The organism is Stieleria maiorica (assembly GCF_008035925.1).
Taxonomy (GTDB): Bacteria; Planctomycetota; Planctomycetia; order Pirellulales; family Pirellulaceae; genus Stieleria; species Stieleria maiorica.
Genome location: NZ_CP036264.1, coordinates 106,251 through 133,232, shown reverse-complemented (window position 1 = coordinate 133,232; position 26,982 = coordinate 106,251). Strand labels below are relative to the sequence as shown.

Below are 26,982 nucleotides of genomic sequence, written 5' to 3'. Positions count from 1 at the left end.
CTGGGAACGCGACAATGTGACCTGACGCATCCAATTCCATGCCCGACCGCAAGAACATCGAAGCGATCTTTCTAGAGGCGGTCGAGTTGCCCCCGGATCAGCTCTCTTCGTTTCTCGATCGACGCTGCGGTGACGACGCAACGCTGCGCGCCGCCGTGATGGATTTGATTCAAGCCGATCGGCAAGCCGGTGACGGAGCGTTTCTGCGCTCGCATCTCTTTGCAAACGACACTCCCGCCCCGGAAACCGATCCGCCCGTTGAATCAGTCGGCGATGGCAGCGATCGATTCCGCATCTTGCGCGCCTATCGCCAAGGCGGTCTCGGTGAAGTCTTGTTGGCCCACGACCGCCAACTCGATCGCGACGTGGCGGTCAAGCGAATCAAACCACGCTGGGCCGACAACAACGAGGCCCAACAACGATTCCTCCAAGAAGCCAAGGTCACCGGTCGGCTGGAACACCCGGGGATCGTCCCGGTTTATGCGATGGGCACCTGGCCAGACGGGCAGCGCTACTATGCGATGCGGTTCATCGAAGGCGACACGATGAAGGACTCCATCGAGCGTTATCACCGTCGGCTGCAACATTCCGATTCCGACGACGTCAAGCGACTGCAATTGCGAGACCTGCTGTCACGATTCGTCGACGTTTGCAACACCATCGAGTACGCGCACAGCCGACGTGTCCTGCACCGAGACATCAAACCGTCCAACATCATGGTGGGCCCGTATGGTGAAACACTGGTCGTCGACTGGGGGCTGGCGAAATTGTTGGACGAACCGGTCGACGAATCGATGACGGCCGATCTGGCACGAGAGCTAGCCCAAGGCGATGGTTCGACGCCGACACGCGTCGGCGGAACCGTCGGCACGCCGCAATACATGAGCCCCGAACAGGCCCGGGGACAGTTGGAATCGATCGGCACGCGGACCGATGTCTATTTGCTCGGTGCAACCCTGTATCAAATCCTGACCGGTCGCCCGCCACACCATGAAGATTCCATCACCCGTTTACTTGAACGCATCGCCGCCGGAACCCTGACTCGCCCCCGTGAGATCGCCCCCAACATTCCGCCGCCGCTGGAGTCGATTTGTTTGAAAGCGATGGCGACCGAACCGGCAGACCGCTATGCAGACCCGAACCAAATCGCAGACGACGTCAATCGCTGGATGGCTGATCAAGCCGTCTCCGTTCACACCGATTCGATTGCGGTGCGGATGAATCGCTGGATGCGACGCCATCGAACGGCCACCAGCACCCTCGCCGTGGCCGTCGTGCTGTTGGCCATCGGCGGCGTGTTGGGTTCCATCCTTTGGAACGTGGCCAACGTCCGCAAGCTACAAGCCGAACAGGAGCGTCGTTCCAAACGCTTGGAATTGGAAACCAAAGATCGCCAGCGGCTTGCCGAGTTGCAAACGGCCGCCGACGCCGCGGAAACCTTGGCCCAGATCGAAGTCTCCCGCGACCGATTCTCATCCGCCTTGGATGTCCTGCGCAACGCCCTGCCCAGCCTGCAATCCGAACCCCGTTTGGCTGACCAAGCCGATCGGATCGGGCACCAGGCCGACCGTCTGAAAGCCCTCGTCGATTTCTACGCACTCGCCGAAACCGTCGAGCAACAGAATGTGCTCAGCCGTGACACCAAAGCCTTGCTGGCCTGCACGACCGCGCTGAAACGATTGGGAATCTGGGACCGCGCCGATTGGTGGTCGGGGCTGCCCGACAAAGATCTGTCGGCCGAACAACTCGATCGGCTCCAGTGGGACGTCTACCAGCAATTGATGTTGATGGACGCCATGTTGGTCAAATCGATCGGCGTCCGACTGTCCGGCCAAGGGCGCGTCGGCGGTGCGGGTGCGATGCTGCGAGCGGCCGGGCGGCTGCTGACCACCAACGCCGGGATGACCGAAGCCCAAGCCGCATTGGTGGTCAGTGATCGCATCGATCGATTTCGCGTCTCGGAGTCGACGCGGCTGTACCGATCGATCGCAAAGATGCGACTGGGCCAGGGGACGCGTTTGCAGGGCCGAGACTTGGGGCAAACCCGTAACGGCGCCGATGCCCACTCCCTGGCGGTGCTGAGCATGATCGCGGCGATCGACCCCAGTTTCGAATTGGTCTTTCGCGGCTACCAAGGCGACGATTCATTGCTGACCGCCCGTGATCTTTTTGCACGCTCGGCGGCGCTGCGCCCCAAATATTACGGAACCCACTTGGGGCTTGGGCAAGTCCATTACTTGATCGCCGAGCGTCGTGACGACCTGCACTGGGAAGACCTGGCACCGGCGCTACACGCCTTCGGACAATGCATCACTTTGTTGCCGCAGCGATGTTTTGCCTTTGCCGATCGATCCAGCACCTATCGCTGGCAGGCCGACTTGATCGCCAAAGACCAACGTTACAGCCCCGGCGAACGTCGCCGGCGGGTCACCGAACGGTTGCAATGGAGTTTGGAGGACGCACAGCGCGCCATGCGATCCTACGATTCCCATCCCTGGGTCGGATGGCAGGCGGGACAGGCATACGCCCAGGTGAACCAGGTCGATCGGGCGCTGCGATTGTGGATCAAGACCGCCATCGACACCTATCCCCTGGGAGACATCGCCGACGTGCGGTTCGTCGCCGTGGATGATTTGCGGGGACGGGCTGAAATCGGCGACTGGCTGCAGCAACAACTGGCCAAACCGAAATCGGACATGCGTTTCGATCGCGTCGTTGGTTTCACCGCCTTGGCCGGCGTCCGACTCAATCAAGCCCGTGAAGAAGAGGCCTTGGCGGCGATCGAGTCCGCTCTGGCGGTCGAGAGCGACAACATCGACGCGCGGGCCATTCGCGGCATGATCTTGTTGCGCGAGCGCGCCTCGGAAACCGCCCACGTGGATTTCCGAGCGGTGGTCGATGTCGATCCCGATCATCCGCTGGGTGCCTTCGGCCTGGCACAGTGTCTGGAACGGCAAGACCGGTTCGCCGAAGCGGCGGAAATGTTCTTGACCGCCGAGAACGCGGCGCTGACGGGAGAAAACCAAGCAGCCGCGGCGCTCGGACGCTGCCGAAACGCGGCACTCGCCGGTGACCTCGTGACCGCAGAGGTTGCCGTTCGACGCGCGCTTGACGTGGAACCGGCTTGCGATTTGCTGTCCACCGTGCGAACCATCGCGAGCGAACTGAATCGCATGACGCATGCCGAACCGGTCGACCAAATCCGAGTCGACGCGTTAAAAGGATTCATCACGTCGCTGGCCAAGCTGCCACGGGCGACCAAGATCGAAGTGATGCCGGCGGCGCAGCCCGAACGCGTGACCGCCGCGTCGATCTTGAACGGCGGCTTCGAACTCGATTCGATGCGTTACTGGAGTTCCGATTCCGGGGCACCATGGGAAACCACTCCCGGATTCCATTGCTCCGCACAGATCTCCCGGCAAGCCCATACCGGAAACCACTCGCTGCGAATCGAAGCCTCCACTCTCGATGAGCCCCCTCCCGGCAACACCCCCGCAGGAAGAACCGGACAGGAGTTTTCCGTCGTCGCCGGCCGGCAGTACTCGCTGTCGTGCTGGGTCAAAGCTGAAAACGTCTCCGAAGCTGCGATGCGAATCCTGGGTCCCAATGGCGAGACGCTAATGGAATTCGATGCCGGGACGTACCCATGGCGGAGGGTCGCCGGATCGCTGCGGGTGACACAGTCCGCCGACGGGCAACACGTTGCCCCCGGCACGATCATCCCGGTCCGAATCAAAATCGTCGCCAGAGGATCGGGCACACTGTGGATCGATGATCTGACCTGCGAAAGTCAAACGCAGAAAGAGTGACATGCCAGCGGGAAGCGTCTTCGAGCGGCCCACGCCACCCTTGTTCCCGAGACGCATGCCAGCGGGAAGCGTCAGCGAGCGGCCCACGCCCCTTGTTCCCGGGCTCCCGCCCGGGAACACACGGTCCCCGAGGCGGCATGCCAGCCGGACACGTGCTGGCATGGGGGGCCGCTCGCTCTCGCTTCCCGCTGGCATTTTTTTTCCATTTTTGTTTCAGGGGTTTCTCGGGGGCTCTCGCAGGGTCGTGTGAAAGGCAACTCATTCGCTTTAAAACACCCCAAACGCCCGCGAGAACCATGAAACGCTCCACCCTGCTGACCGTCGCTGCTGCCGCCCTGTTCACCGCCGCACTGGCTTGCTCACCGACCCAAGTCTCCGCCCAATCGGCGGGATCCTGGGTCGACATCGCCCGCGGAAAAGCCGGATCCGGCGCCAACGCGTCGGGAATGATCCAAATCGCGAAATCCCGCAGCAGTTCGAAAAGCGGGGTCGATTTCGGCCACGGATTTGCTCTCGGCGCCGGCCCCAACGGCATCGCCCTGAGCAACTCGATCGGGGTCGGTGCCGGCCAAGGCGGGGCGGCCCACAACGTGCAACTGAACATCGGACGCGGCGGAGCCCACGTCAGCCACGGCGGGGTCGTTTCCCAAGGCGGAAACCGACGCGTGATCAGCGGCGGACACACCGGGACGACCTCCGGCGGCAAAGTCTACGGTGGTAGCCACTCGACCGGATTCGGACAGCACACCAAAGCCTATTCCAAGAGCCATACCCGGCAGTGGGGCGGTCAGGTTTATCAGCCGCAAACGACATACAGCCAACCGGCCTACTCGCAACCGACCTCCTCGCGAGGCCGCACGATGACGAACCGTGTCATCCGCAGCGGCGGGATCCGAATGTTCGGCCGCTAAACCGAACCCAACGCCGCCCCTCGTTCCCAGGCTCCGCCTGGGCTGCGCAAAACCGGGATTCTGAGGTGGTTCAGAATTCAAACGAAATCATTCCGCGACGGACGGTCGACTCACAGCCGACATCGGGCGACGAAACACGAGTGACATCAGCCGATTCGCGCAAGCGTTCGGGCACCGGAGTCGATGGAGGCCCAGCGTCCATGAAGCCCGTAGGCTGGCGCCAAACGGCTGATCCCAAGAGGATTTCGCGGAATCGAAAAAGCCAAAATCCTACGAACGAAAACGCGAACGCATCGAACGATTTTGCGCAGCCCGGGCTCCGCCTCAGGTTGCACGCGGTGTGTGGCCGGAGCCACACTCGCATTGCGTTCCAAGGCGGAGCCTCGGAACGAGACAGACGCATTCCAACTCCAATTCTTCAGGACCCATCCCATGTCCATTCGACTCCTCAGCGGAACCGCCGCAACACTGCTCCTTTCGCTCGCCGTCGTCGCCCAAGTGCCGCCCCCGACGGCCGCCGAGCCCCAGGGCGAATTGACGCTCAAACCGGTCCCGCCCCTGCTGCGTCTGCACCTTCCGATCCTCGGGCGGCAACGCGGTGTGTTGATTGAGTCCGTCTTACCGGAGTCGGCTGCGGCCAAAACCGGACTCCGCGACGGCGACATCTTGCTGGAAGCCGGCGGACGAGCGGTTTTGGCCGACGATTCGCTGGACACTCCGGACTCCTCGTTCCCGATCGTCGTGTTGCGTCGTGGTCGGACTCGCGTGCTGCATCCCACCGTCGCCGAACACCGTTTCTTTGACCGAATGTTCGGCCCCCCGATTCCGGGCAATCCACCGACCGGAACCAGTGCCAGTGCCTCGGCGATCAGTTCCGGTTCGGGCAGTCGCGCCGTCTCGATCAGTCGTGCGGGGGACCAAATCGCGATCGAGATGTCGCTGCCGGAGTTGGCCGACGATCCGATCCGTTTGCGAGGCACCGCGGCAGAGATCGAGCAACAACTACAGCAGAGCGCGATCGGCGAAGCCGTCAAACGTGAAGTCCGCGACGCCTTGCGACAGGCACGATGAGCAAACCGGGTGACGCAATCATGTTTAGTCGGCGACCTGCCGACGCACCTGATCCATCGACCAATCGGCATCAACAGCGATCATGATCCGTTCACTCAATTCCGGATCTTGGAAATAGTTGGACACCGCCTGGCCGCTGACCAGATACGCCTCATGTTCCAATCTCTGGATCTCGGCCAACCCGTCATAGCGAAAATTCTCGCCGCTTTCCCACTGGTCCAACATGTACTTGCAAAGTTCGTCGACGTAACGGTCGGCCCGTGCCCGTTCGACCGCCAACCACCACTGCGTCGGCTTGTGGCTGTACTCGCCGGCGAACTGTTCCCCCAGCGACTTCGACTGATACTGACGCCAACTGCGGATCAAACTGTTGCGTCGAGACTGTTGGACGAGATCCTGCTGCGGAACCAACTGAATCAATTCCTTCAATTCCGGTGTCATCCCGTCCTGGTCGACATAGGCCTTGATGACGCGTCCGGCCACCAAATCAGCGACCTCGGCAACGCCCATCAAGACATTGAAATTCACCCCGCCCCTGACCGCTTGTTCCCGAGTTTCGCGCGACCACTTCAGCAACACCCGCACGGCATCAAACTGCAACGTTCGCCACGCATCAAATCGCTCGGCCGCCGGATACACGTGGGGATCCAAGTAGGCTGCGAGATTGAATCGCGCAAAGTCTTGATGAAGTTGCATTCGGGAATCGGAATGCACGTTCAGGACCTGCATGACCTCCTTGAACGAAACATGCTGACCGATGCTTTCGGTCGCGGCCAACTCCTTTGCGATGCGGTCCTGGCGCCCTTCCTGACTCACGGCCGGCTTCAAGGCCAATGTTTCAAGTCGCCGAACGTAGGCCGGATCCAAGATCGCAACCTTGTCGGCAGTCGGATCGACGTGGGGCAATTCGATGGAATACATCTGTTGTCGCCACGCGACACGAGGGGCGGGCGTGGTCACATAGCGTGCCGCGAGCAGCACCACATAGGGCAAAAACAACGCGGCGGCGATAAAACCGACCATCGGTGCCACGTAGACTTTCCCCTTCTCTCCGGCCATCCATTTCGACGTCAGATGCCATGATGCCAGCAGCAGGATTGCCGACGACAAAAGCAACACGGCAGAGGCACGCGTGTAGAACATCAGCAAGCCGGCCAGGACAAACGCCGCCAATTGAACAAACACGGGACCGGCAAAAAACGCCAACGTCGGACGTGGCGACCACTGAGAAACCAATTGCGTCAGTGCAAACCCCGCAATGACGACCATGGCGGTGATCACCAACCGATTATCCCAGCTCCACGCAACCTCGCGGTCGACACCCGACGCCTCGCGATAGGTTCCCGCCAACACCATGATTGCAAGGACGATGGCCGTGGCACACAGTGTCGGTCCGACGCGCGTCAACCAGACCCTCGTCGGAGAGATGCCGCGGTCATACAAGAACACACATCGTTTCCGCACCGAATCGCTGTAGAACGTCAGCGCGGCGATCATGAACAACGGCAAGATGGAAATCGAATAGCCGACCACCAAGAACTCGTTATTCGGCAACGCAGTGAACAAAGCACCGGCGATCGCCATCATCGTCAGCAAGACGAGCTGCCAACGGATCGGCCGCACCTGCAACCACAACAGCGCGAACAGCGGTCGTGGCCGGCCGAACACCATCGCCCCGGCCAGCTTGGACGACGTCACGTCCGGGGGAGGTCGAAACGCACCCGTCGGCGAATCTGCGAGCACTCGCCCCGCACCCCGAGATTCCGGCCAAGTCAATCGCCGCCAGGCGGCCAGCAGACTGAGCCCGGCAAGCAACAGCAACGCCACCGCGATCAGCAAGGCGAACGTCCCGGTGTTCTGCTCGATCACCCGCTGCGGCGGACCGCGAAACTGTGCCGCGGGAAGGATGATGATTGACGCATAGACGACCGCCCAAATCGCTGCCATCAACAGCGGGAACAACAGTACCAGAGCCGTGATCGGTGAGCGAAACCAATAGGCCGTCGTAAAGCTGGACAACATCACCGCGATGCTCAGAGCCACCGCGCCGGCGCAGTGAATCCAGAACGGCTCGGGCAGTCCGCTACTTTGGCGAATCCGATTGATCCAATAATCGCTGAGCGCAGACCAATACATCAGAAAGCAACCGGTCGCGACGATCCAAGCCAGCAACAAACAGACGCTGGTGACCAACAACTTGCTCGCCGCGATCGTTTTCCAGCCGGCGGGAAGGGTTTGCAACCAAGCCAGCGAGCCGCTCTCTTCTTCACCACCGATCAACACGGCCGGCGCACCACAGGCGATCAACATCGGCAGCAGCATCCAGATCGCATAGGCCAACCCCATCCGCTCGGTTCCGACGTGCGTGAATCCGGTGAACAACCCCAACAACAGGAAGAAGCCCACGATCATCGCCGGCGTGGCGATCGCCAACGCCCGAACCGTACGCGCGTCTTTCCAAATCATTCGCTGCAGGATTTTATGGTTCATCGTCGTGCTCCACTTACCGGACGCGGTTCTTCAAACGTTCGATCGACTCCACACCTTGCCACCAAAACATCGGACGAAACACTTCGTACAAACCTGCTTCGGCCGCCGAGTGCGTGAAGTTTGGAACGGTCCAGATTCCGGCCATCGATCCCGATCGCCAATGCTGTTCGGCAAGCATCACTGTTTGATCGACAAATCGTTCCCGCCGTAGCGACTCAATCGATCGAATGAACTCGATCTGTGGGAGCGATGGTCTGATGCCAAAGTAGGTTGATGGATCAGGCTCGGCCGCTCCATATTGCCAAGACTTGATCAGGCTGTTGCGACGAGACTCCAAGACCAGCGAATCGTCGGGAAACAATCCGACCAGTTCTCTGCTGATTTTTGGCGTCAAACTGTGTTCGTCGAGATGTCGGTGCAAAATCTCTGCGGCACACCATTCGGCATATTCCGTAATTTCACTCATCTGCTGGAATGCAGCTCGGCCCAAACGGGCTTCCTCACGCACCATCCGTGACCATTTCAACAACACCCGGGCGACACGCAATTCGACATTGATTTGATCGGTGCCAAAGCGGCCAAGTGAACCCGCGTCTGCTCCGGCGGTATATCCTTCGGGCCAATAGGGAATGCGGGCGACCAATTCATCGAACGAAACGAATTCACCGACGCTCGTCTCAGACTCCAATTCCAGCGCCATTCGTTCGTCGAACCGATCACTTTTGGGCGAAAACAGCAATTCGACACGCAGGTGAGTGTTCCAAAACACGTCCTCGTTCGGGGCGCCTGCCGCAAAGATCTGGATGGGTTTGTCACCCGCCGGTCGCTGCGGAAACTGATAGGCCAACATCCGGGTCCGCCACTGCGTCTGTTCGGCGGGGGTCGTCGCAATTCGCGTTGCTAGAACCAACAGGTAGGGCAAGACCAACGCCAGCGCGAAGTAACCGACAAATCGCGCGGTGTAATCCCGCCCCATCGATCCAGACAACCAACGCGGTGTCAGCCGCCACGAGGCGAACAAAAACACCGGGATCGACACCAGCGCCGCCCACAGAGCGCCTTCGTTGTAGGCGTCAAAGAGCGGGTAAAACAACAGGAACGCCAACACCGCGAATACGGGCGCGGCCAAAAAGGCAAACACCGGCCGCGGCGCCCACTGTGAGACCAATTGGCACAGCGCGTAGCCGACAAAGATCAACAGCGTGCACAACAGAAACTCATCGGACTGCAGTCCCCCAGGGTACACCATGCTGCAAAGCAACTGGCTTGCCGACATCGCCAGGAAAACGATTGCGACCGCGATCGCCGTCGGCATCAACCGCGTCCGCCAAATCAACGTCGTTGACACACCGCGGTCGGCCAGGAACACACCGCGGCGACGGACCGAATCGCCGTAGAATGTCGATCCGGCGATCCCGAACAAGGCCACCGCGGCCACCAAGCTGGCCAGTTCTTCACCGGCGCTTCGTCCCCAGACAGCGGCCGTGATGCCGAGTGCCCCGAGCAGCGTCATGATGGATAGAATCCAAACGTTCTGCCGCGCGGCCTGCCACAACAGCGCCTGCGTTTTGGTCGGACGCCGATGGATCAACGAGACACCGTACCACGAGGTCGGCACCGTGCTGGGTGGTCGAAAGGCGTCGCCGGAGACACGCTGCTTGATCCGCCTGCCGAGCGATTCATCGGGACCGGCCAGCCGACGTCTAGCCATCCACTGATGGAGTGCAAAGAGCAAACCGATCGCCACAACGATCGGCGACGTCAGCACCGACCAGAACTGCAGCGCCGAAATTGATTGCCATCGCGGACGCCCCTGCAGCGTCGTTTCCAGCAGGTATTCCTCGACGCTGACAAACGCGATCGCAAACACAATCATCGCCGGCAACACCGCCAACAGCGCGTTGATCGGTGACCGAAACCAATACGCCGTAATAAAACCGGTCAGCAGTAATGCCAGACTGAACACCCAATTGGGAACGACGGCGACCGCAGACCAATCCGGCAGGTTGCCCGTATTCTCGGCCCATGCGACTACATGTTCGGGCAGAATCACCCACTGCAACCAATACAGAAAACTGCCCAGCATCCAAACGCCCACCAATGCCGCCAAGGCGACCAGCAACTTGCTGATCGAAACCCCACGCCAACTGGCAGGCAACGTCCGCAGCCACGCCAGCGATCCACTTTCCTCTTCACCGCCGACCAACAGCGCCGGTGCACCGAAGGCGAGCAGATTTGGCAGCACGATCCAAATCATTCGCGCCAGGCCCAGTCGTGTTTCATGGTGCAGATCCGTCACCGTGTCGGCGATCAACCACCACAACGCGTTGAATCCGATGATCGCCATCACCGTCGCGACCGCCAACGGCGCCAGCGTTCGCGCGTCTTTCCACATCAAACGCTGCATCACTTTCCGGTTCATCGATCGGTTCCAAGTAGGCGATGGTTCGAATGGCTCGGGCATAGGCGTTGAGGTCTCGTTCCCGGGCTCCGCCTGGGAACGGAAGTTTCTAGAGGCTCCGCCTCGGGTTGCACGCGGTAGGTGTGGCGGGAGCCACACCTGCAGTGCGTTCCAAGGCGGAGCCTTGGAACGAGGTATGTGTTCTTGACGTTTCAGGACCGTACGCTCGCGCGAAACGGCTATTCCCACGTTTGATCAGATTCAATCAACACGCCGTTACACCGCCGGCACGCCCGGCTCGGGGTTGGTCGTTTCTCGCTGCTGCGTCGGCCGGACCGCGTTGGTGTCGCAGACCGCCACAAAAACCTCTTCTAACGTCGGCGTCTCCTCGTCGACTTTGATCACGCCGGAATCGTCGCCGTAGTCGCTGCGCCAGTCGTCGGCCAAGTCGCGGACGACCCAGCGCATCTGCCGCCCGTTTCTCGCTTCGGTTAAAACTTCGCCGCGCGGCATCACGACGGCGGCATCACCGTGTTCCAACGTTGCGGTGACGACACGCGTCGAATCACGCAGCGCCTCCAGCGGCTGAACAAGTTTCAAATCGCCTTGATGCAGGATGCCGATCCAGTCCGCCACCCGTTCGACCTCGTTGATCTGGTGACTGGAAAGCAGCACCGTGCGGCCCAACGATGCCCGATCAACCATCGATTCCAAAAACTGACGACGAACCATCGGGTCGAGCCCGCTGGTCGGTTCATCCAGGATCAACAACTCCGGATCGTGAGACGTCGCCAGCGCGAGTGCGACTTTTGCGCGCTGGCCCTTGCTCATGTTTTTCAACTTGACGCCCGGCGGCACATCAAATCCCATCAGCGTTTCCGCATAACGCGTCGGAAACTCGTCGTCGTAAAACGCCGACGTGAACCACCCGATCTCATCGGCCGTCATCCATTCATACATCGCCGGCGCGTCGGAGACGTAACCGGTTTGTTGGCGGATCTTCTGGCCGTCTTTCAAACACGACATTCCCAACACCGACGCCGATCCGCTGTCGGGCTTTAACGATCCGGTCAAGATCCGAATCATCGTCGTTTTGCCGGCGCCGTTTTCACCGAGCAATGCAAAGACGACGCCCTTGGGGATCTCCAAACTGACGTCGACGAGCGCCCGATTGCGACCGAACGATTTGCTGATGTTTTGTAAAGAGATGACTGCGTTCATGTCAGAATGCTTCCCGATAGAAGACAAGTGGAGAAGAGTCAGGCGTTGCCGTTGCCGGAGACGTATTTCGCTTTTTCAATGATCGCGGACTGTCGATCCAGTTCCGTTTCAAACAATTCACGCAGTTCCGTGGTCGTCATGCCACCGGCCAGAGCGTCGGCCAGCGCCCGCCGAACACTTTCGGCGACCAAAGAATTTCGCGCCTTGGTGCAACGCTTCATCGCATCGCGACGCACTACCATGCCGCGTCCCCGCAGCGGCTCCAGCACGTGATCGGACTGCAATTCCTGATACGCTCGCGCGATCGTGTTGGAATTGATCGCCAAATCGCTGGCCAGCTGGCGAACGCTGGGGACCATCTGGCCGCCGACCAAGATTCCGTCGGCCACGGCCAGTTTGACCTGACGAACGATTTGTTCGTAGATCGGAATATCGCCATCGGCGTCAATCGAAAAGAACATCCAAGCCATCCCCATGTGAAAGCGGCCTTCGGTGTACCCGTGTCATGGTACACCGATCCGGAGGCGGTGTCAAGGAGTTTTGTGGTTGAGGTAGCGGAACTCGCCAAGCGTTTCGGCCCGCCTCGGCGAATCGCGAAAGTCTTGGCGGCTTCCGCGACTGCCCCTCACCGCCGAGTGCCGGGATCCGACGCCCGGCGATCGATCGAAACGCGATCACGCAGACCAGGGAGACAAACGGCATCGCCAGCGGCAACCCCAGCCCGAACAGGCTGAACCCGACTCCCAGGGCAACAAACATCACCACGACCAGGAAGAACGACGTCATCGGATTTACCCGAGTCATCTCGATCGACTCGCGAATGACCGCTCCCCCGCATCGACCGTCCATCGCCAGCGGCACGACGGGCCACAGCCGCATCGCCGTGAACGTCAGTGCCAAAGCACTTGCCAGAAACACGCCGATTGTCGTCAACAGACGGATCTCCGTCGCCTGAACGCCGCTGGCCGCATTGATCATCACGATCGCCACACCGAGGATCACCGCAACAAATAACATGCCGGTCGCCAACGTGATCAAGAGCGCCCCCGACACGGCAACGCTTGGAACGAACCACGAGCGAGTCCGTGGAGGCACTTCACCGTTCTCATCCGGCTCGGCGTCACAAACGTCCACCGCCAGGTTCAGCGCAAACCAGACCGAATAGACGATCAACAGCAAAAACCAAGGCGATCCGATGGCGAGCCACCTTAATGCCAGCGGCCGGTTCGTGATGGCCAAATCATTCAGGTGCGCCAGCGGAACGACCAATCCCAACAACACCAGGACCGACGGAATCAGAAACGGCACGAATAGCGGACGACGTCTCTCCGAAAGCACCGACTGTGTGTCCGTCCAGATGCGTTCGATCGTGATTGTTTGATAACTCGCTGCGGGAGTGGTTTGCGGCACAGGCTCAGGCGCCGCGACCGCATCCAGTTTGGCGGCCGAGGGTGCCGTGGCGGTGAATTGGGATTGGCAGGCCGGACAGACCGCCGCCTTGCCGTCGGCTTCGATCGGCAACTCCAGCGACGCGCTGCATGACGGGCAGGTTTGTTGGAACGAACTCATCGCGGCAGTCTAACATTGGACGGCCAACAAGGTCAGACGCAAGGGCTGGTTGGACGACGTCCTTTCGTGGTCGTCGCGCTACTCCCCTCGGGCGACGGCCCGGAAGGGCCATCGTACAATCTGAAATCGGTCTGCGGCTAATGTACGACGTCCTTTCTAGGTCGTCGCGCCGAGCCCCACGGGCGACGGCCCGGAAGGGTCATCGTACAATCTGAAATCGGTCTGCGGCTTGATGTACGACGTCCTTTTTAGGTCGTCGCGCCGAGCCCCACGGGCGACGACCCGAGAATCGCCTCAAGGCGAAACAGCAGCGGTTGCCGGATCCGTATCACACTAGGATTGCGACAATCAACAACCCGATCGCGACACCATCGGCGATCTGCAACCGATCGCTGCCGGCACTGCGGCGCAGGTAATCGAGCAATCGCCCCGTGGGGCAGCCCAGTCGGCAATATCCCATCGGCACCAGCGCCGACAACAACAGCGTCAAACCGGCCAAGACCAGCGCCGTCCAAGGCGCGATCGTGTAAAGATAGGCGTGGAAGGGCTCCCACGACGACAAGTCGACCGCGGGGAAACGCAGCAGCGTGAGGTACGCCACGACCAGCATCGTCCCCGGGATGTATTTCAACACGGCCAGCAGTGCGGCCGGCGGTTTCCAAAATCGTTTGCTCCGGTGGTGCGGCCGGATCAATTGCTGGAGCGCCCCGTGCGGGCAAAGGTGGTTGCAGTAGGGATTGGACTTCCAACCGACCGGCGCGACAAACGCCACGACCGCAATCGCCGCCAGTGCGGGTGCCAATCGCCAAGCAATCCCTCCACCGCTCCAACCGCTGATCAGGGCCAACGAAATCAGATTTCCCGACCACAGTCCGATCACTGCGATCACGGCCAACAACCAAGCCTTGCGGATCCGAGACCCGCGAAACCAGCCACGCATTCGAAACAGCGGGATCAAGCACAACACGATCACGCAACCGACATCCGCCGCCGTGATTCGAATCTCCCCGCCGCCGGAGAGCCATTCGGCCGATCGATTCCAAATAGATTGCCTTTTGGCATCCGATTCGGCCCGCCGTTGTTGTCTCGCGTGAAATCGATCGGCCGAGGCGACCAGGGTTTCGGCGATCGCCATGCTAGTCATCGTCGCACCGGAAACACCCTCAACCCGTTCTTCTTGCAAATCCATCGCCGCTAATTCGGCGACCGTCTTGCCCTCAAAGAGGGCCCAGAAACCGTACTCGGTCTTGCAGTAGCGGACGTAGGGCTGGTTGTCGAACGAGGACCGTAGCTTGATGTCGGCCACGATCAACGGTCGTGTCTCGGTGCCCTCGATCGGATCGCCCGGTTCGACATTGATCAACAATTCCGTCGGCCCTTGGTAACCGATGATCGAATCAGAAAGCGGCCCGGTGCGAATCAGTCGGCCGAGTTCGTCGCCGTTTGCATCCAGGGCGATCACAACATCCGCTTCGGTGCGACTGGATGACGTTTCCGCAAACCAGCCTTGCAACTCCTCGATGGTCAGCTGCTCGGGGAACACCAACGAAGACACGTCACCGCCGATCCGGCGGAGCACCCCCTTGGCCAGGGCCAGTGATGTCAGCGTTGCACCGGAGACGGCATCGACCTTTTTCCCCGGCGGTGGACCCGCCCAGGTCCAGTCGAGGAACTGTCGAAAGAACTCGGCGTCGTTCTCGACCGCAGTGACGTGTTCTTCGGTGTCCGCACTGCTGATCAGATCGACAGCAATCAAGTTCAAATCCCCATCGACGACGATCATCGCTTCGCTGGGTCCGCGGTAGCCGATGATCTGGGACGCTTCGGGTAAGGTCCTGGCGACACGCCCGATCACGGCACCATCGGCATCGCGGACGGTCCAAAATCCGTTGGCATCCTTGTCGCCGTCGACAACACTTGCCGTCGGCAGAAACGGCCGGATCACATCCACACTCGGCGATGGTGTGGCTTCGGTCGGCGGTGGCATGTCGCGGCGCGGCGACGGGATCATCAGCAACAGCGCGGCGACGACACAAGCGCGAACACTGTGCACAACGGTGGCGCGAAAGGACCCTTGGCGATTCATCAGTGCAGCGGTAACCGTTGATGATGGCTGCGAACTCGGTTGACCCAGGCAAGTGCCGGGCCGTAAGACCGGATCAGCGAAACGATCTTGCTGGTCGACACCGACCACGACGGCGCGAGCAAACTGGGCTGTCCCCCGGCCACCCACAGATCATTCAGCACCAACGCCAACACGGCCGGCTTGTCGTCGTTGGCGTCATTCAGTCGCAGCGAATGGTTCGCGTAGCGGCGGCGGATCGCATCCTCCTCCGGGTTGGCTGTCCAGGCGGTCGGATCGAGCGGGCTGGGCGTGCGAATCTCGATCGCCAACAGGTAACGCAATCGCATCAGCGCCACGTCACGGTTTTGTGCCTGGCTACGCCGCTCGGTCGCTTCGCCGACGATTCCCGTCGCCCGGTGGGTCAGGAACGCGCCGGAACTGGTTTTGTTTCGGTGCTGACCGCCCGGACCGCTCCGCCGCTGCGTGCGCAGCTCACAGCCCGCCAGCAACCGACCGCCGTCGACCACCGCCGGATGCGGCGGATCGACCACCCGGCACTCCATCCGCGAAGTCGCATCAGGGACGATCGCGGTGGGTTTGGATGACATCACAAGGTCGATGAAGGAGGCAAAAACGAGAGCCCGACCAGTATAGAGAATTCACGCGCCCGTTGGTGTCTAGCCTTTAGGCGATTCCTATTCGCTGCGACGCAGCGAGAGAGAGGCGCGCACACCAACGGCCATGCATACCCATAGCCTGGAGCATCGCCCCAGGAACCCGGCGCGGTGGTGAATTAATTGGCCAACGGCCATGCACATCACTCGCTGATGAACGTCACTTGCTCGCTGCGGATCGTGATCGATTCGGGCAGGCCTCGGCCGTCGATTTGGAACAGCACGGTGTGTTTGCCTGGGGACAGCTTGATCGGATCGTCGATCGTCCCGGCCGCTTGTCCGTCCACCCAGACGTTGGCGCGGTCGATGTTGTCGATCGAGAACTCGGCGGCCGTGTCCGAGCCGACTTCGACTTGCGTCCGCAGGTAAATGTTGACCAGCGACGTGTGCCGGGGCTGGGCGGTCATGGCTTCCAACGTCGCCTTTTCGATCTTTCCGCTGACCCGCGCTTGCAGCGGTTTCCAACCCTCGGTCCGCTCCCCGGACACGATCCCCTGGTTGCCCTCCTGTTCAATCCGGTGTGACCCGGCGAACACCTCCAACACCCGCGCGACCGTCTGTCGGCTGGCGTCGTACTCGCCCGGTTTTCCCAGCATGGTCAGAAAGCGGATCAAATCCAGTTGATCTTGTTGCGACACGCGATCAAGCAACCCGGCGGGCATCAACGACTTGCCGGGTTTGACCTGCAGGATTTCCGCTTCGGGAATCCGGACCAGTTTGTTGGTCGCATCACGCAGCACCATTTCCTCGTCCGTGCTGCCCGATTCGATCCCGGAATAAACCTGACCTTCTTCGGTCAGCACGGTCACCGCATGGTAGTTCTCTTTGATCTTGGCATTGGGATCAAACATCGATTCGATGATGTAGTCGACCGGCGCGCTGGCACCCAAGCTGGTCATGTCGGGACCGACCTTTCCGCCCACACCACCGATCGCATGACAGCTGGCGCACTGCAGGCTGCTGCGGCGATAAATCATCTCGCCGCGTGCCGGGTCACCTTTGGCTGCCACCAGCGATCGTAATTCGGCACTCCGCTCGGGCGTCCACTTGTCGGCGGTCATCGTCAATCCGCTCATCGGCATCAACGCATCGACCAAGGCTTGGGCGTTGCGACCGCCTTCTCGGGCGGCGCGGACGCCGGCGCGGGCGGCGACTTCGGAGACACCATCGGCCGGCAACGAACCGACCAGCAACGCTTCGCCGTCTTTGGCCGACAACATCGCGCGCCACAAGGCGAGCGCCGATGCCTCGTCTTCAACGCCAGCCAGCGTGTCATAAAACGGCCGGACGGCTTGTGCGCCGTCCGTCCCGGCCAGCGCCGCAACCAACGACGCTTTGAATTCGAACGTCGCTTCATCGCTCAGCAGCGACAGCAGCGCTCGCGTTGCCGCGTCGCCGCCGCAAGATCGCAGCGCGCTGACGGCTTTGATGCGGGTCGATGGATCGAGTTGCTCGTCGGCGGCAAGCTCCGTCAACGTGGGGATCAGTTTGCGAAGTTGCCAGACGCCGCACAGTTCAATCGCCGCGGCCTGGACTGCCGAGTCAGAACTGGACAGCAGCGGTTTCAAGTCTTCGGCGGGTTGGCCGTTGGGTTTCGGTGCCAGACGACGAAGCCGTTTCGCGTTTTGAAGCGCCGTCAACGCTTCGGCGGTCGCGGCGGGGTCCAGTTTTCCGCCGATCGCATGTTGGTACAGAATCGCGAGCTCTTTGCCGCTGCCCGCTTTGGCGATCAGACCGATCCAGGGCCCCGAACCGTCGCGCGGCAGGCCGTTGTTGGCCAAGTAGCCCGCCAGAAACTCGGTCGCTTGGGCCGGCTGAACGCTGGTCAGGACAAATTCGAGTTGCTTTTGATTCTCCGCCGTGCTCCAGACCGGATCGCGCAGGTCCTTGATCAGCGCGTCGGTGTTTTCGTCGACGTTCAAGAACAGGGCGTGTTGGAGGAATCGATCGGTGGGCTGGTCGAGCGCCCGCAGCGACAGCCGGATCGCATCGACGCCGCCGAGTTTTGCCAAGCCGCGGATGGCCTCCAGTCGAGCTCGCGGGTGCTGGTCGGCGATCCGGTCGGCAAACCATGCCAACGCTTGTTCTCTCTGAATGCTCGCCGTCGGGTCGGTCGGATCGGACCAATCGGCCAAGATCCGCGTCGCAGCGGCACGCACGTCGCCTGCCGAATCGTCCAACAAGGCTTGCAACCATGCTGAATTTGGCATACCGACCGCGGCTGACAGACGCGCGGCGGCCAATCGGTCCGCGGGTGCCTTCGCCGAACTCCATACCCGGTCCAGCTTGGTCGCGGTGTGGTCACCGCGCTCGATCAAGACGCGGCGGGACTGGTCGGCCAGGTAGCGATCGCCCGAATACAGATGGTCGATCAGCGTTTCGGTTTTCTGTACGGTCAGATCGACCGGCTTGTGCAGCGGACGGTCTTTGGCCGTGACCCGCCAAATGCGACCGTGCCAGCGGTCGCGCCTGGGATCGCGGAAATCGACTTCGCCATGATTGATGATCGGGTTGGACCAGTCGGCGATGTACAGCGCCCCGTCGGGACCTTGTTTGATATCGATCGGGCGAAACGTGCTGGCGGTGGTGCGGATCAAGTCAGCTTCTTGTGTCGTCACGAATCCCGAGTCCGTCTGCGACAACGAAAACCGGGTCACGCGGTTGGCCCGAAAGTCACAGGTCACCAACGAACCCTGCCAGTCCGCGGGGAAGCTTTCACCGTAGACGATTTCTCCGCCGCAGAACTTGGGGTAGTTGCCGGGGCTGATCAAATCCAGTTGTTGCCGTGTGCCTGGCGTCGGGTTGAATCTCGCCCCGGGAAACACATACGCGATGCCGGCAAAGCCCGCTCCATCGGTCATGAATGAATGACCGAGGGCGTCGAACTGGTGTCCCCAGGGGTTCCACAGACCGCGGAAGAAAACGTCCATCCGCCGGTGCTTGGTATCGAATCGAAATCCACCGCCGGCTTTCAATCGAACCACACCATGCGGCGTCTCGGCATCCGTGCGGGTGTAAACCGACTGGTTCATGTACAAACGCCCGTCGGGACCGAACAACAACGTGTGCAAGTTGTGGTGCGTGTCCTCGGTGCCGAATCCGCTGAGCACTCGCTCGCGGCGATCGGACTTGCCGTCCCCGTCGGTGTCTTCCAGAAACAACAAATCGGTGCTCTGGGCCACGTAGACCCCGCCGTCGCCCGGAGCGATCCCGGTGGGAATCAACAATCCGTCGGCGAACACGGTCGATTTGTCCGCGGTGCCGTCGTGGTTGGAATCTTCCAACACCAGAACCTTGTCGGGCATCGCCTGCCCGACCTCGATCATCGGATAGGCTTCGCTGCTGGCGATCCACAGCCGACCTTGCGGGTCAAAGTTCATGTGGATCGGTTTGTTCAACATCGGGTTTTCGGCCCACAACGAAACCTCCAGCCCGTCGGCGACGACGAAGTCCGGCGTCGGCTGGGGGGTGAATTCCGCGTACTTGGATTCCAATCGCGTCGCGGCGTCGCGGGCGTCATCGGCGTTCAACTGTCGCAGCGAAGCGATCTTGGCTTCTTCCTGTTCGATCAACGGGTCGAACTGCGGGATCTCGACGGCGTTTTGCCCCTGTTCGTGTTTCCGAAATCCGAACACGTAGGCCATGTTGGCCGGCCGTGAACGGTGGAACCACAGTCGATTCTTCTCCAAGATCACGCGCCGCAGCGATTCAGTTTGCGGGCTGTCTTTCCAAGCCCCGCGATCGATTCCCAATGATGCTCCGATCGCAACGGCGGCGGCTTTGTAGCCTTCACCGTTCAGGTGCACGGGGTCCTTGCGCTCGTTCGTGCTGTCGGCGACCCGCGTCAGATCGACGAAGTGACCACCGGTCTTGTCACACACTTGCGCGATCAATTCTCCATAGGCCTTGACCATTTCGGGGGTCAGAACGGAAGGACCGACCGGTGAAATCGGCGACAAGAATACAAACCGGCAATCGGGATTGATTTGCTTGATCCGATCGGCCAGCCGCTGAAGGTCTTCGGTGAACTTGACGATCGACTGGACCTTGGCCGCGTCGGTGGTGTTCGTCGACGTTTCCAACGCGTTTGCCATGCCGTAACCCACAACGGCGACGGTGGGACGGGTCAATTCGAGTTGCTTTTCCAGTTGCCGCCAGCCTTCCCCGGCGGGTTCATGACCGGCCTGGACCAGACTGAGCCCCTCGCGCGAGTCACCCGCCGGCGTGTCGCCGTTCCAGCCGAGGTTGCGGTAGGTGACGTCGGCGTCGGGAAACGCGGTGGTCATCATCAACTCGATCCAGCCGAAGTACTGTTCTTGCTCGATCAGCCCGTCGCCGATCAAAACGACGCGGTCGCCGTCGCGCAATTGCAGCGGATCGGCGGCACGGGCCGTGGTACCAGCCATGATCACAGCGAGCGAAAGGAACAGAATCTGGAACAGGGGCGCGGAGAGGGACAGAAGGCGAGGGCCAGACGAAATCATCAAGTCGGTCCGTGGTGGGATGGAGCGGAAAACGGGCAAGACCAAGGAAAGGCGGGGACGGACATTGTAGCTGGCCAGCGGGGCCGAACCATCAGTCGATCGGTCGGATCGTCCGACACCCCTGTTTTTTCAGCGCACGTTTATTTCAGTGCATGTTGGTCTCAAACGCTGGTGTCTAGCCTTTAGGCGATTCCCGTTCGCTGCGACGCAGCTTTCTGGAAGTACGATGGCCCTTCCGGGCCGTCGCGACTGGGACTCGGCGCGACGACCCCGAAAGGACGTCACACAGCGGTTTCCAACCCCAACAAAAAAGCCCGATCGCGGATCAACCGCAACCGGGCTCGGGTTTCATTTCAGGGGCGGATCGATGACCCGCGGGGGGCGTCAACCTAGGCGGGGACCGCAGCCGTTTTGACCGTCGCGATGATCGCGCTGGCGACCATGTACGGGTCAGCGTTGGAGGCCGGACGTCGATCTTCCAACCAACCTTTCCAACCATTTTCGACCGTGCCGATCGGGATCCGAATCGAAGCACCGCGGTCGGAAACGCCGTAGCTGAACTTGTCGATCGACTGCGTTTCGTGCAGGCCGGTCAAGCGTTGCTCGTTGTCGGCACCGTAGACGTCGATGTGCTCTTTGATCCGCGGCTCAAAGGCTTGGCAGATCGCTTCGTAAACCTCTTGGCTGCCGCAGGTTCGCAGCGTGCTGTTGGAGAAGTTTGCGTGCATGCCGCTGCCGTTCCAGTCACCGGGAACCGGCTTGCAGTGGTAGTTGATGCCGACGCCATGGGCTTCGGCGACACGATCCAAAATGTAGCGGCCCAACCAGACTTGGTCGCCGGCGTCTTTGGCACCCTTGGAGAAGACTTGGAATTCCCACTGGCCCATCATCACTTCGGCGTTGATGCCTTCGACGTTCAGACCGGCTTCCAGGCACAGCTCAAGATGCTCTTCGATGATCTCGCGGCCGACGGCTTTGCCGTTGCCGACGCTGCAGTAATACGGCCCTTGCGGTCCGGGGTAGCCTTCGGCGGGGAAACCGAGCGGCCGGTTGGTGCCGGGATCCCAAAGCGTGTACTCCTGCTCGAACCCGAACCAGAAATCGCCATCGTCATCGTCGATGGTGGCGCGGCCGTTGGTGCGGTGCGGCGTGCCGTCGGCGTTGAGCACTTCGCACATCACCAAGTACCCGGTGCCCATGCGGCCCGGATCGGGAATGACTTTGACGGGTTTGAGCAGACAGTCCGATGCGCCGCCGGGTGCCTGCTCGGTAGATGAACCGTCAAACGACCACATCGGTGCGTCTTCGACGTTTCCGCTGAAATCGGTGATGATCTTGGTCTTGCTTCTCAGGCTTTGCGTCGGCTGATAGCCATCCAACCAGATGTATTCCAACTTGCACTTGGTCATAAATGAGATTCCCCCTAGGTGAATCAAACGAGTGGACCTGGGAAGACACGCGCCGCGCGCACGGGCTGCCTTCATGTTACAACAATGTCTACGTCTACCTAACGCATCCGAGATGGATTTATGCAGGGTGCCGGATCCGATGGATCCGCCGCCGATGCACTCGGCCATCCGGCCAGCCCAGTTGCAAGTGTGGTGTCAACCGCCTCTGAGCAACTACCGGCCCCGATCTTTCGACCGGATTACCGCAAGAACCGTGCTCCTGATGTTCTCCGGTGTCCTCCTGGACTGGTCAGCGGCGATGCAAACGCGTTGACACGACCGCCGACCGACAGAGAAATACGATAACCAGATTCTTCTACCACGAAAGAGTCAAGTCGTCACCCCGTAAGTAATACTTTCCCGGCGATCCGAAGCCGAATTCCCGTCTCGAACGCCCCCGACCGCGGCCGCTGCGGTTGGCCATAGACCGCGCGAAGGCGACTTATCCGCCGCCGATCGACGCCAGGGGCGATTGAACCTGCACTGACCCGCGTGGTAGGCCGCTGGCCCCCACTTCCTTAGCCCTTCTCTGTGCGCAAAACCAGGCCAGATCGCGGGAGAAGGCAGCCATTGGGATTTGTGTGGATTCCGGTTCCCGACGGATAGAGTCGAGCCAAACTGGACCCCGCAGACGCCAAGTCAACACGTGGAGGTCGATTGCCCGCGGATCCCGCACGTGCCGGTGGGCGGGCGCACTACCGGTCGTCGCGGGGCGCCGTTCTAATGGTTTGCGGCAGCAGCATCCGAATGCCCCGACGACACCGTCGGTGAATCGGCAACGGATGAGATTCATCTTCACCCAGGCGCGACGGTTTTCCTATGTCACAAGCCCCACGCAATCCGTTCGAAACCGCCCCAGATCAGTTCGGTCAACCTGCCCGCAAGAGCAGCAATACCTGGCTGTGGGTGCTCGGGATCATCGGAGGCGTTTTTCTGTTTGGAACCATTCTCTGCTGTGGCGCGATGTATTTCGCGTGGGACCAGGCCGCCGGTGTGCTGGCCGAGGTCGCGGTGGAGGAATACGCCGATGATCCGATCGTGATGGAAAAAATCGGCACGATCCAAAGCAGTCAGATGAACTTGCGTGATGCGATGAAGGAATCGACCAAGGACGAATCGATCACGGCGATGGTGTTTGAGGTCCAAGGCGACAAGGGAAGCGGCAAAATCATCCATCGCACCAACAATCAAACCCAGGAAGTGACCGTGACGCTGCTGCTGGACAGCGGCGAAGCATTCGAATTGGACGCGTTTGACGAAAGCTTTGACGGTTTTGACGCCGAACTGGAGGGGCTGGAAGATCAGGAATCCATCAACGAGGAAGCCGCCGAAATGGAAGCCGGCGAAAACTCGGACACCCAAAGTGTCGAAGTCGGTGTCGAAGTTCAGGATCAGAACGGCGAAAACGTCGAATCGCAGCAAGAGTGACAGACCGGGCGGAGACGATTGCGGCATTGCAAATCCATCGAATCCTCATCGCGATTCGCCGTTTCGCGCCGGCAGACGGGCCGAACGATCGCGCCGGTCTCTAACTGACGATCGGGATTCGGCCTCGATCCATCGCCACTGGACGGGCTGTTTTGAGCCTACAATAGGATTCCGGCTCTCCTCTGTTTCCCGATGGTCAGATTTCTGTCATGGTTCGTCCCAGCCCCGCTTCCGCTCCGCGTTGGATCCTTCCGCTCTGGATCGCTCTGACTGTGTGCCTGATCCCGGCCCCATTTGTCCGCAGCGGACCGGATGCCGTCGCGGCGACTGACGCCGTCGCAGCCACTGACGCCGTCGCAGCCACTGACGCCGCGGAAAACGTGGCGAAACCGGCCGACCGAACCGCGGTGATCATCCCGCTGCACGAAGACATCAATCCGCTCAGCGGCGCGTTGCTGAAACGCAAGTTCGCCGAGGCGGTCGACTCGGACGTGGACGTGATCATCTTGGACATTCACAGCCCCGGCGGGTTGGTCTACGTGACGTTCGAATTGATGGACATGATCTCCGACGCCAAGGACGTCGAAACGGTCGCGTTCATTCAAAAGGACGCGATCAGCGGCGCCGCCCTGATCTCGCTGGCCTGTGACAAAATCATCATGCTGCCGGGTGCGCGGATGGGCGACGCCGGCGAGATCGTGATGGGGGCCGATGGGGCGTTCCGGTACACCGAAGCCAAAAGCCGCAGCGTGCTGGCCCAGAAAGTCCGCGACACCGCCCGCGCGACCGGCCGCCCGTTGGCGCTGGCCGAGAAGATGACCGACAAGGACATGGTCGTCTTTCGCGCCGTCCACAAGACCGACGGAACGGTCCGCTACATCAGCGACAAGGAATGGGAATCGATGGAAAACACCGACGAGTGGGAGCTGGGGAAACCGATCCGCGAAGCCGGCAAGGAGATGTTCTTTACCGTCAACGGTGCGCGTGCCGTCGAACTGGGGATGGCCGACCGGACCGTCGAAAACGAAGCCGAACTGGCCGAAGTCCTGGGAGTGAAAACCCCCATTGCGGTGATGGAACGGACCGGCATGGACACCGCCATCATGATCCTCAATTCCGGATTCGTGACCTTCCTTCTACTGGTGATCGGCATGGTCGCGCTGGTGATCGAGCTGGGCGCCCCCGGCGTCGGCATCGGCGGATTGACGTCGCTGTTGTGCTTCGGGCTGTTTTTCTGGAGCCGGTTCCTGGGCGGGACCGCGGGCTGGTTGGAAGTGACGCTGTTCGTGTTGGGACTGATCTTCATCGGCATGGAGATCTTTGTGATTCCCGGTTTCGGCGTCGCCGGCATCGGCGGGCTGGGATTGATGCTGGGGTCGTTGGTGATGGCGTCGCGTCGTTTCGTCGTGCCCGGCAACGCCGACGAACTGGCCAGTTTGGGCTGGGACGTCGCCACGGTCCTGGGCGCATTTGCGGGCTTCATGGTGGCCATGCTGGTGTTGGCCAATTACATCGGCGACATCCCCGGGCTGGGGCGGTTGACGTTAAAACCGCAAGTCGCCGTCGTCGGTGCCGAAGCCGGACCGTCCGAACCGACCGACGCCGACACCGCCGCCTTGCTGCCGGGCTGGCAACGCGTTTCGCTGGGTGATGTCGGCACCGCCGCAAGCCCGCTCCGCCCGGGCGGCAAAATGAACATCGATGACTACACCGTTGATGTGGTCACCGAAGGCGACTTTGTCGACGGCGGGACGAGCGTGAAGGTGATCGCCAAACAGGGCACACGGATTGTCGTGCGCCCCGTGTAAGGCCGGCGGCCCGCCTCATCCCTTGCTCGCGCCGCGGGCAAGTCAATCAACGGGCCGCTCGGACATCGATGTTCGGCCGGTCTACTCGACCGGCCCCACGGAGTCCAGATCCACCACATCCTGGCAAGCCGTCACGAAACGGTACTCGCCGAGCGTCGGATCCTCGCTGCCCAAGAACTGCTGTGCCGTGACGTCGCTGCTGCAAACGAAACCGCAACTGCGCAGAAACGCTCTCGGATCGGCCGGCCCGTAAACGAACCGCTCTCCGATCATCTCCATCCGATCGACGAACTCGTGGATGTTCGGGTCGCCGGTGCCTTCGTTGATGACAGCCGGTGTGACGCAGTCCATCCACAGCACGCTCTGGGGGTGCTTCATGCGTCTGCGGATCGATCGCAGCAAACGTTGGTTCTGCTGTTCGTCGAAGTACATCGAACAGCCTTCATAGACGAACAACGTGAGCGCGGTTTCGGAGAACGCGAAGTGTTTTTGCAGCAACTCGCCGACGTCGTCCTGTAAAAAGTCCGCCGCGATCTGGTGCCGTTCCGGTGCGTCGGCGACGGCGCCGGATTGTTGCTCCAGCCGCTCGATCACACGCTGTCGCTCGGCCAACATCACGGGCAGATCCAATTCGAACACCGTCGCGCCGCGAAGGTCTGCGGCACGGCGGATCGGTCGCATATCCAGTCCTGCCCCGATCATCACCAGCTGTTCGATGCCGTCGATCGATCGCAAGACTTGATCGCACTGCCGGGTGCGTGCGCCGACCATCGCGCCGAGTTGCGGCAGCACCTTTTGCAACCGCTTGGCCTGTAGCACCCCGTGCGTCCCCGCAGCGACACGATCATGATTGTGCGGGCCGTCGATTCGCAATTGCCGTCCTTGTGCGTCGGTCGTCGTCTGCGACGCGGCCGGCCCCCCCATCGCTCGCAACCCGGCGATGATGCGTGCGGAGGTTTTCAGATTCAATTTGGTCATCGGCGACTGCTCGCCGCCGCTGCGATGCTCCAGCAACTTTTGCGTCGCCTGGGCGAAATAGCGCATCACCGCGACGGCGACGCGTTCACCGTCTTCGGACCAGAATTCGACCTCGATCGTGGCCAACACGACGCGACCGGAAAAGTATCGCGACTGGATCCGCCGCGCCGTTTTTGGATCGACGCGGCTAACGGCACGCAGGTGGCTGGTGCTCGGGTTTTCGTACTTCACGTCCATCCCGACCAACCACAACGAAGCAGACTCCTCCGGGTGTCCGCGATGAATGCCCGTCAACGGCGTGCCGGTCAACAACGTTGTCAACGCCATGCCGCCGGTATAATCGGCCGAAAGCGAAATCAGGGCGGCCTGATGGGTGCCGTGTTGGTTGGTCGTCTCGACGACCAGCGGCAGCACCGATTCGCAAAACCCCGGACCGACCCGGGTGATCTTCCAACCCGTCCACTCGAGCACCGGCACGGCCCGGTGCAGTAACTTGTTCATCAGTTCGGGATTGATGCGTTCTGCATAGTCTTTTTCCCAACCGACTTCACGGTCAGTTTCAATCACAGCCATTGTTGCCCCCAGGTGGTGTGTAAAAAGAGATTGAGCACCTACTATGGTTGGT

Annotated in this window: 15 protein-coding genes; 5 read left to right on the top strand and 10 right to left on the bottom strand. The window is 61.0% G+C overall.

The window, feature by feature from the left end; translation table 11 throughout:
* Positions 1–38 precede the first annotated feature (38 nt).
* The 3 genes from Mal15_RS00490 to Mal15_RS00480 all read left to right on the top strand — a co-directional run bounded on the left by Mal15_RS00490 (position 39) and on the right by Mal15_RS00480 (position 5,791).
* On the top strand, positions 39–3,809 hold the full coding sequence (locus Mal15_RS00490; protein ID WP_147865951.1) for a serine/threonine-protein kinase: 3,771 nt from the start codon (positions 39–41) through the stop codon (positions 3,807–3,809).
* Positions 3,810–4,105: 296 nt separating this feature from the next.
* Positions 4,106–4,720: a hypothetical protein gene (locus tag Mal15_RS00485; RefSeq protein WP_233903204.1), complete on the top strand. Its 615-nt coding sequence runs from the start codon at positions 4,106–4,108 to the stop codon at positions 4,718–4,720.
* A 432-nt stretch (positions 4,721–5,152) separates the two neighbouring features.
* The gene (locus Mal15_RS00480) at positions 5,153–5,791 is read left to right on the top strand and encodes a PDZ domain-containing protein (RefSeq protein WP_147865950.1); all 639 of its coding nucleotides are present in this window, start codon (positions 5,153–5,155) and stop codon (positions 5,789–5,791) included.
* A gap of 24 nt (positions 5,792–5,815) precedes the next feature.
* On the opposite strand, the gene Mal15_RS00475 is transcribed toward Mal15_RS00480, so the two are convergent.
* From Mal15_RS00475 to Mal15_RS00435, 9 genes are all read right to left on the bottom strand, one after another.
* Positions 5,816–8,281 (bottom strand): ABC transporter permease, encoded by a 2,466-nt coding sequence (locus tag Mal15_RS00475; RefSeq protein WP_147865949.1) that lies wholly within the window; start codon positions 8,279–8,281, stop codon positions 5,816–5,818.
* Positions 8,282–8,294: 13 nt separating this feature from the next.
* Positions 8,295–10,703 (bottom strand): hypothetical protein, encoded by a 2,409-nt coding sequence (locus Mal15_RS00470; RefSeq protein WP_147865948.1) that lies wholly within the window; start codon positions 10,701–10,703, stop codon positions 8,295–8,297.
* A 255-nt stretch (positions 10,704–10,958) separates the two neighbouring features.
* Positions 10,959–11,903: an ABC transporter ATP-binding protein gene (locus Mal15_RS00465; RefSeq protein WP_147865947.1), complete on the bottom strand. Its 945-nt coding sequence runs from the start codon at positions 11,901–11,903 to the stop codon at positions 10,959–10,961.
* 38 nt (positions 11,904–11,941) lie between these two features.
* A complete protein-coding gene (locus Mal15_RS00460) occupies positions 11,942–12,364 on the bottom strand; it encodes a GntR family transcriptional regulator (RefSeq protein ID WP_147865946.1) in 423 nt (140 codons plus the stop codon).
* Entirely contained in the window at positions 12,348–13,472 is a 1,125-nt protein-coding gene (locus tag Mal15_RS00455; RefSeq protein WP_147865945.1) for a zinc ribbon domain-containing protein, read from the bottom strand. The genes Mal15_RS00460 and Mal15_RS00455 overlap by 17 nt, the downstream gene beginning before the upstream one ends.
* A gap of 328 nt (positions 13,473–13,800) precedes the next feature.
* Positions 13,801–15,558 (bottom strand): FMN-binding protein, encoded by a 1,758-nt coding sequence (locus Mal15_RS00450; RefSeq protein WP_147865944.1) that lies wholly within the window; start codon positions 15,556–15,558, stop codon positions 13,801–13,803.
* The gene (locus tag Mal15_RS00445) at positions 15,558–16,145 is read right to left on the bottom strand and encodes a peptide chain release factor family protein (RefSeq protein ID WP_199773785.1); all 588 of its coding nucleotides are present in this window, start codon (positions 16,143–16,145) and stop codon (positions 15,558–15,560) included. Before Mal15_RS00445 ends, Mal15_RS00450 begins: the two co-directional genes overlap by 1 nt.
* A gap of 209 nt (positions 16,146–16,354) precedes the next feature.
* A complete protein-coding gene (locus Mal15_RS00440) occupies positions 16,355–20,617 on the bottom strand; it encodes a PVC-type heme-binding CxxCH protein (protein ID WP_167546547.1) in 4,263 nt (1,420 codons plus the stop codon).
* A 467-nt stretch (positions 20,618–21,084) separates the two neighbouring features.
* Positions 21,085–22,104 (bottom strand): glutamine synthetase beta-grasp domain-containing protein, encoded by a 1,020-nt coding sequence (locus Mal15_RS00435; RefSeq protein ID WP_147865942.1) that lies wholly within the window; start codon positions 22,102–22,104, stop codon positions 21,085–21,087.
* 858 nt (positions 22,105–22,962) lie between these two features.
* On the opposite strand from Mal15_RS00435, the gene Mal15_RS00430 reads away from it, so the two are divergent.
* Together Mal15_RS00430 and Mal15_RS00425 are read left to right on the top strand one after the other, a co-directional pair.
* Complete coding sequence (locus Mal15_RS00430) at positions 22,963–23,571, top strand: hypothetical protein (RefSeq protein WP_147865941.1); 609 nt, start codon at positions 22,963–22,965, stop codon at positions 23,569–23,571.
* Between the two features lie 209 nt (positions 23,572–23,780).
* Complete coding sequence (locus tag Mal15_RS00425) at positions 23,781–25,379, top strand: NfeD family protein (RefSeq protein WP_147865940.1); 1,599 nt, start codon at positions 23,781–23,783, stop codon at positions 25,377–25,379.
* A gap of 81 nt (positions 25,380–25,460) precedes the next feature.
* Here Mal15_RS00425 and Mal15_RS00420 read toward each other — a convergent pair whose 3' ends face one another.
* A complete protein-coding gene (locus Mal15_RS00420; protein ID WP_147865939.1) occupies positions 25,461–26,930 on the bottom strand; it encodes a class I SAM-dependent methyltransferase in 1,470 nt (489 codons plus the stop codon).
* Positions 26,931–26,982 lie beyond the last annotated feature (52 nt).

Bases quoted from the DNA above. Each gene is read 5' to 3' on its own strand.
- Mal15_RS00490 (WP_147865951.1), top strand. From the start codon at position 39: ATGCCCGACCGCAAGAACATCGAAGCGATCTTTCTAGAGGCGGTCGAG.
- Mal15_RS00485 (WP_233903204.1), top strand. From the start codon at position 4,106: ATGAAACGCTCCACCCTGCTGACCGTCGCTGCTGCCGCCCTGTTCACC.
- Mal15_RS00480 (WP_147865950.1), top strand. From the start codon at position 5,153: ATGTCCATTCGACTCCTCAGCGGAACCGCCGCAACACTGCTCCTTTCG.
- Mal15_RS00475 (WP_147865949.1), bottom strand. From the start codon at position 8,281: ATGAACCATAAAATCCTGCAGCGAATGATTTGGAAAGACGCGCGTACG.
- Mal15_RS00470 (WP_147865948.1), bottom strand. From the start codon at position 10,703: ATGAACCGGAAAGTGATGCAGCGTTTGATGTGGAAAGACGCGCGAACG.
- Mal15_RS00465 (WP_147865947.1), bottom strand. From the start codon at position 11,903: ATGAACGCAGTCATCTCTTTACAAAACATCAGCAAATCGTTCGGTCGC.
- Mal15_RS00460 (WP_147865946.1), bottom strand. From the start codon at position 12,364: ATGTTCTTTTCGATTGACGCCGATGGCGATATTCCGATCTACGAACAA.
- Mal15_RS00455 (WP_147865945.1), bottom strand. From the start codon at position 13,472: ATGAGTTCGTTCCAACAAACCTGCCCGTCATGCAGCGCGTCGCTGGAG.
- Mal15_RS00450 (WP_147865944.1), bottom strand. From the start codon at position 15,558: ATGAATCGCCAAGGGTCCTTTCGCGCCACCGTTGTGCACAGTGTTCGC.
- Mal15_RS00445 (WP_199773785.1), bottom strand. From the start codon at position 16,145: ATGTCATCCAAACCCACCGCGATCGTCCCTGATGCGACTTCGCGGATG.
- Mal15_RS00440 (WP_167546547.1), bottom strand. From the start codon at position 20,617: ATGGCTGGTACCACGGCCCGTGCCGCCGATCCGCTGCAATTGCGCGAC.
- Mal15_RS00435 (WP_147865942.1), bottom strand. From the start codon at position 22,104: ATGACCAAGTGCAAGTTGGAATACATCTGGTTGGATGGCTATCAGCCG.
- Mal15_RS00430 (WP_147865941.1), top strand. From the start codon at position 22,963: ATGTCACAAGCCCCACGCAATCCGTTCGAAACCGCCCCAGATCAGTTC.
- Mal15_RS00425 (WP_147865940.1), top strand. From the start codon at position 23,781: ATGGTTCGTCCCAGCCCCGCTTCCGCTCCGCGTTGGATCCTTCCGCTC.
- Mal15_RS00420 (WP_147865939.1), bottom strand. From the start codon at position 26,930: ATGGCTGTGATTGAAACTGACCGTGAAGTCGGTTGGGAAAAAGACTAT.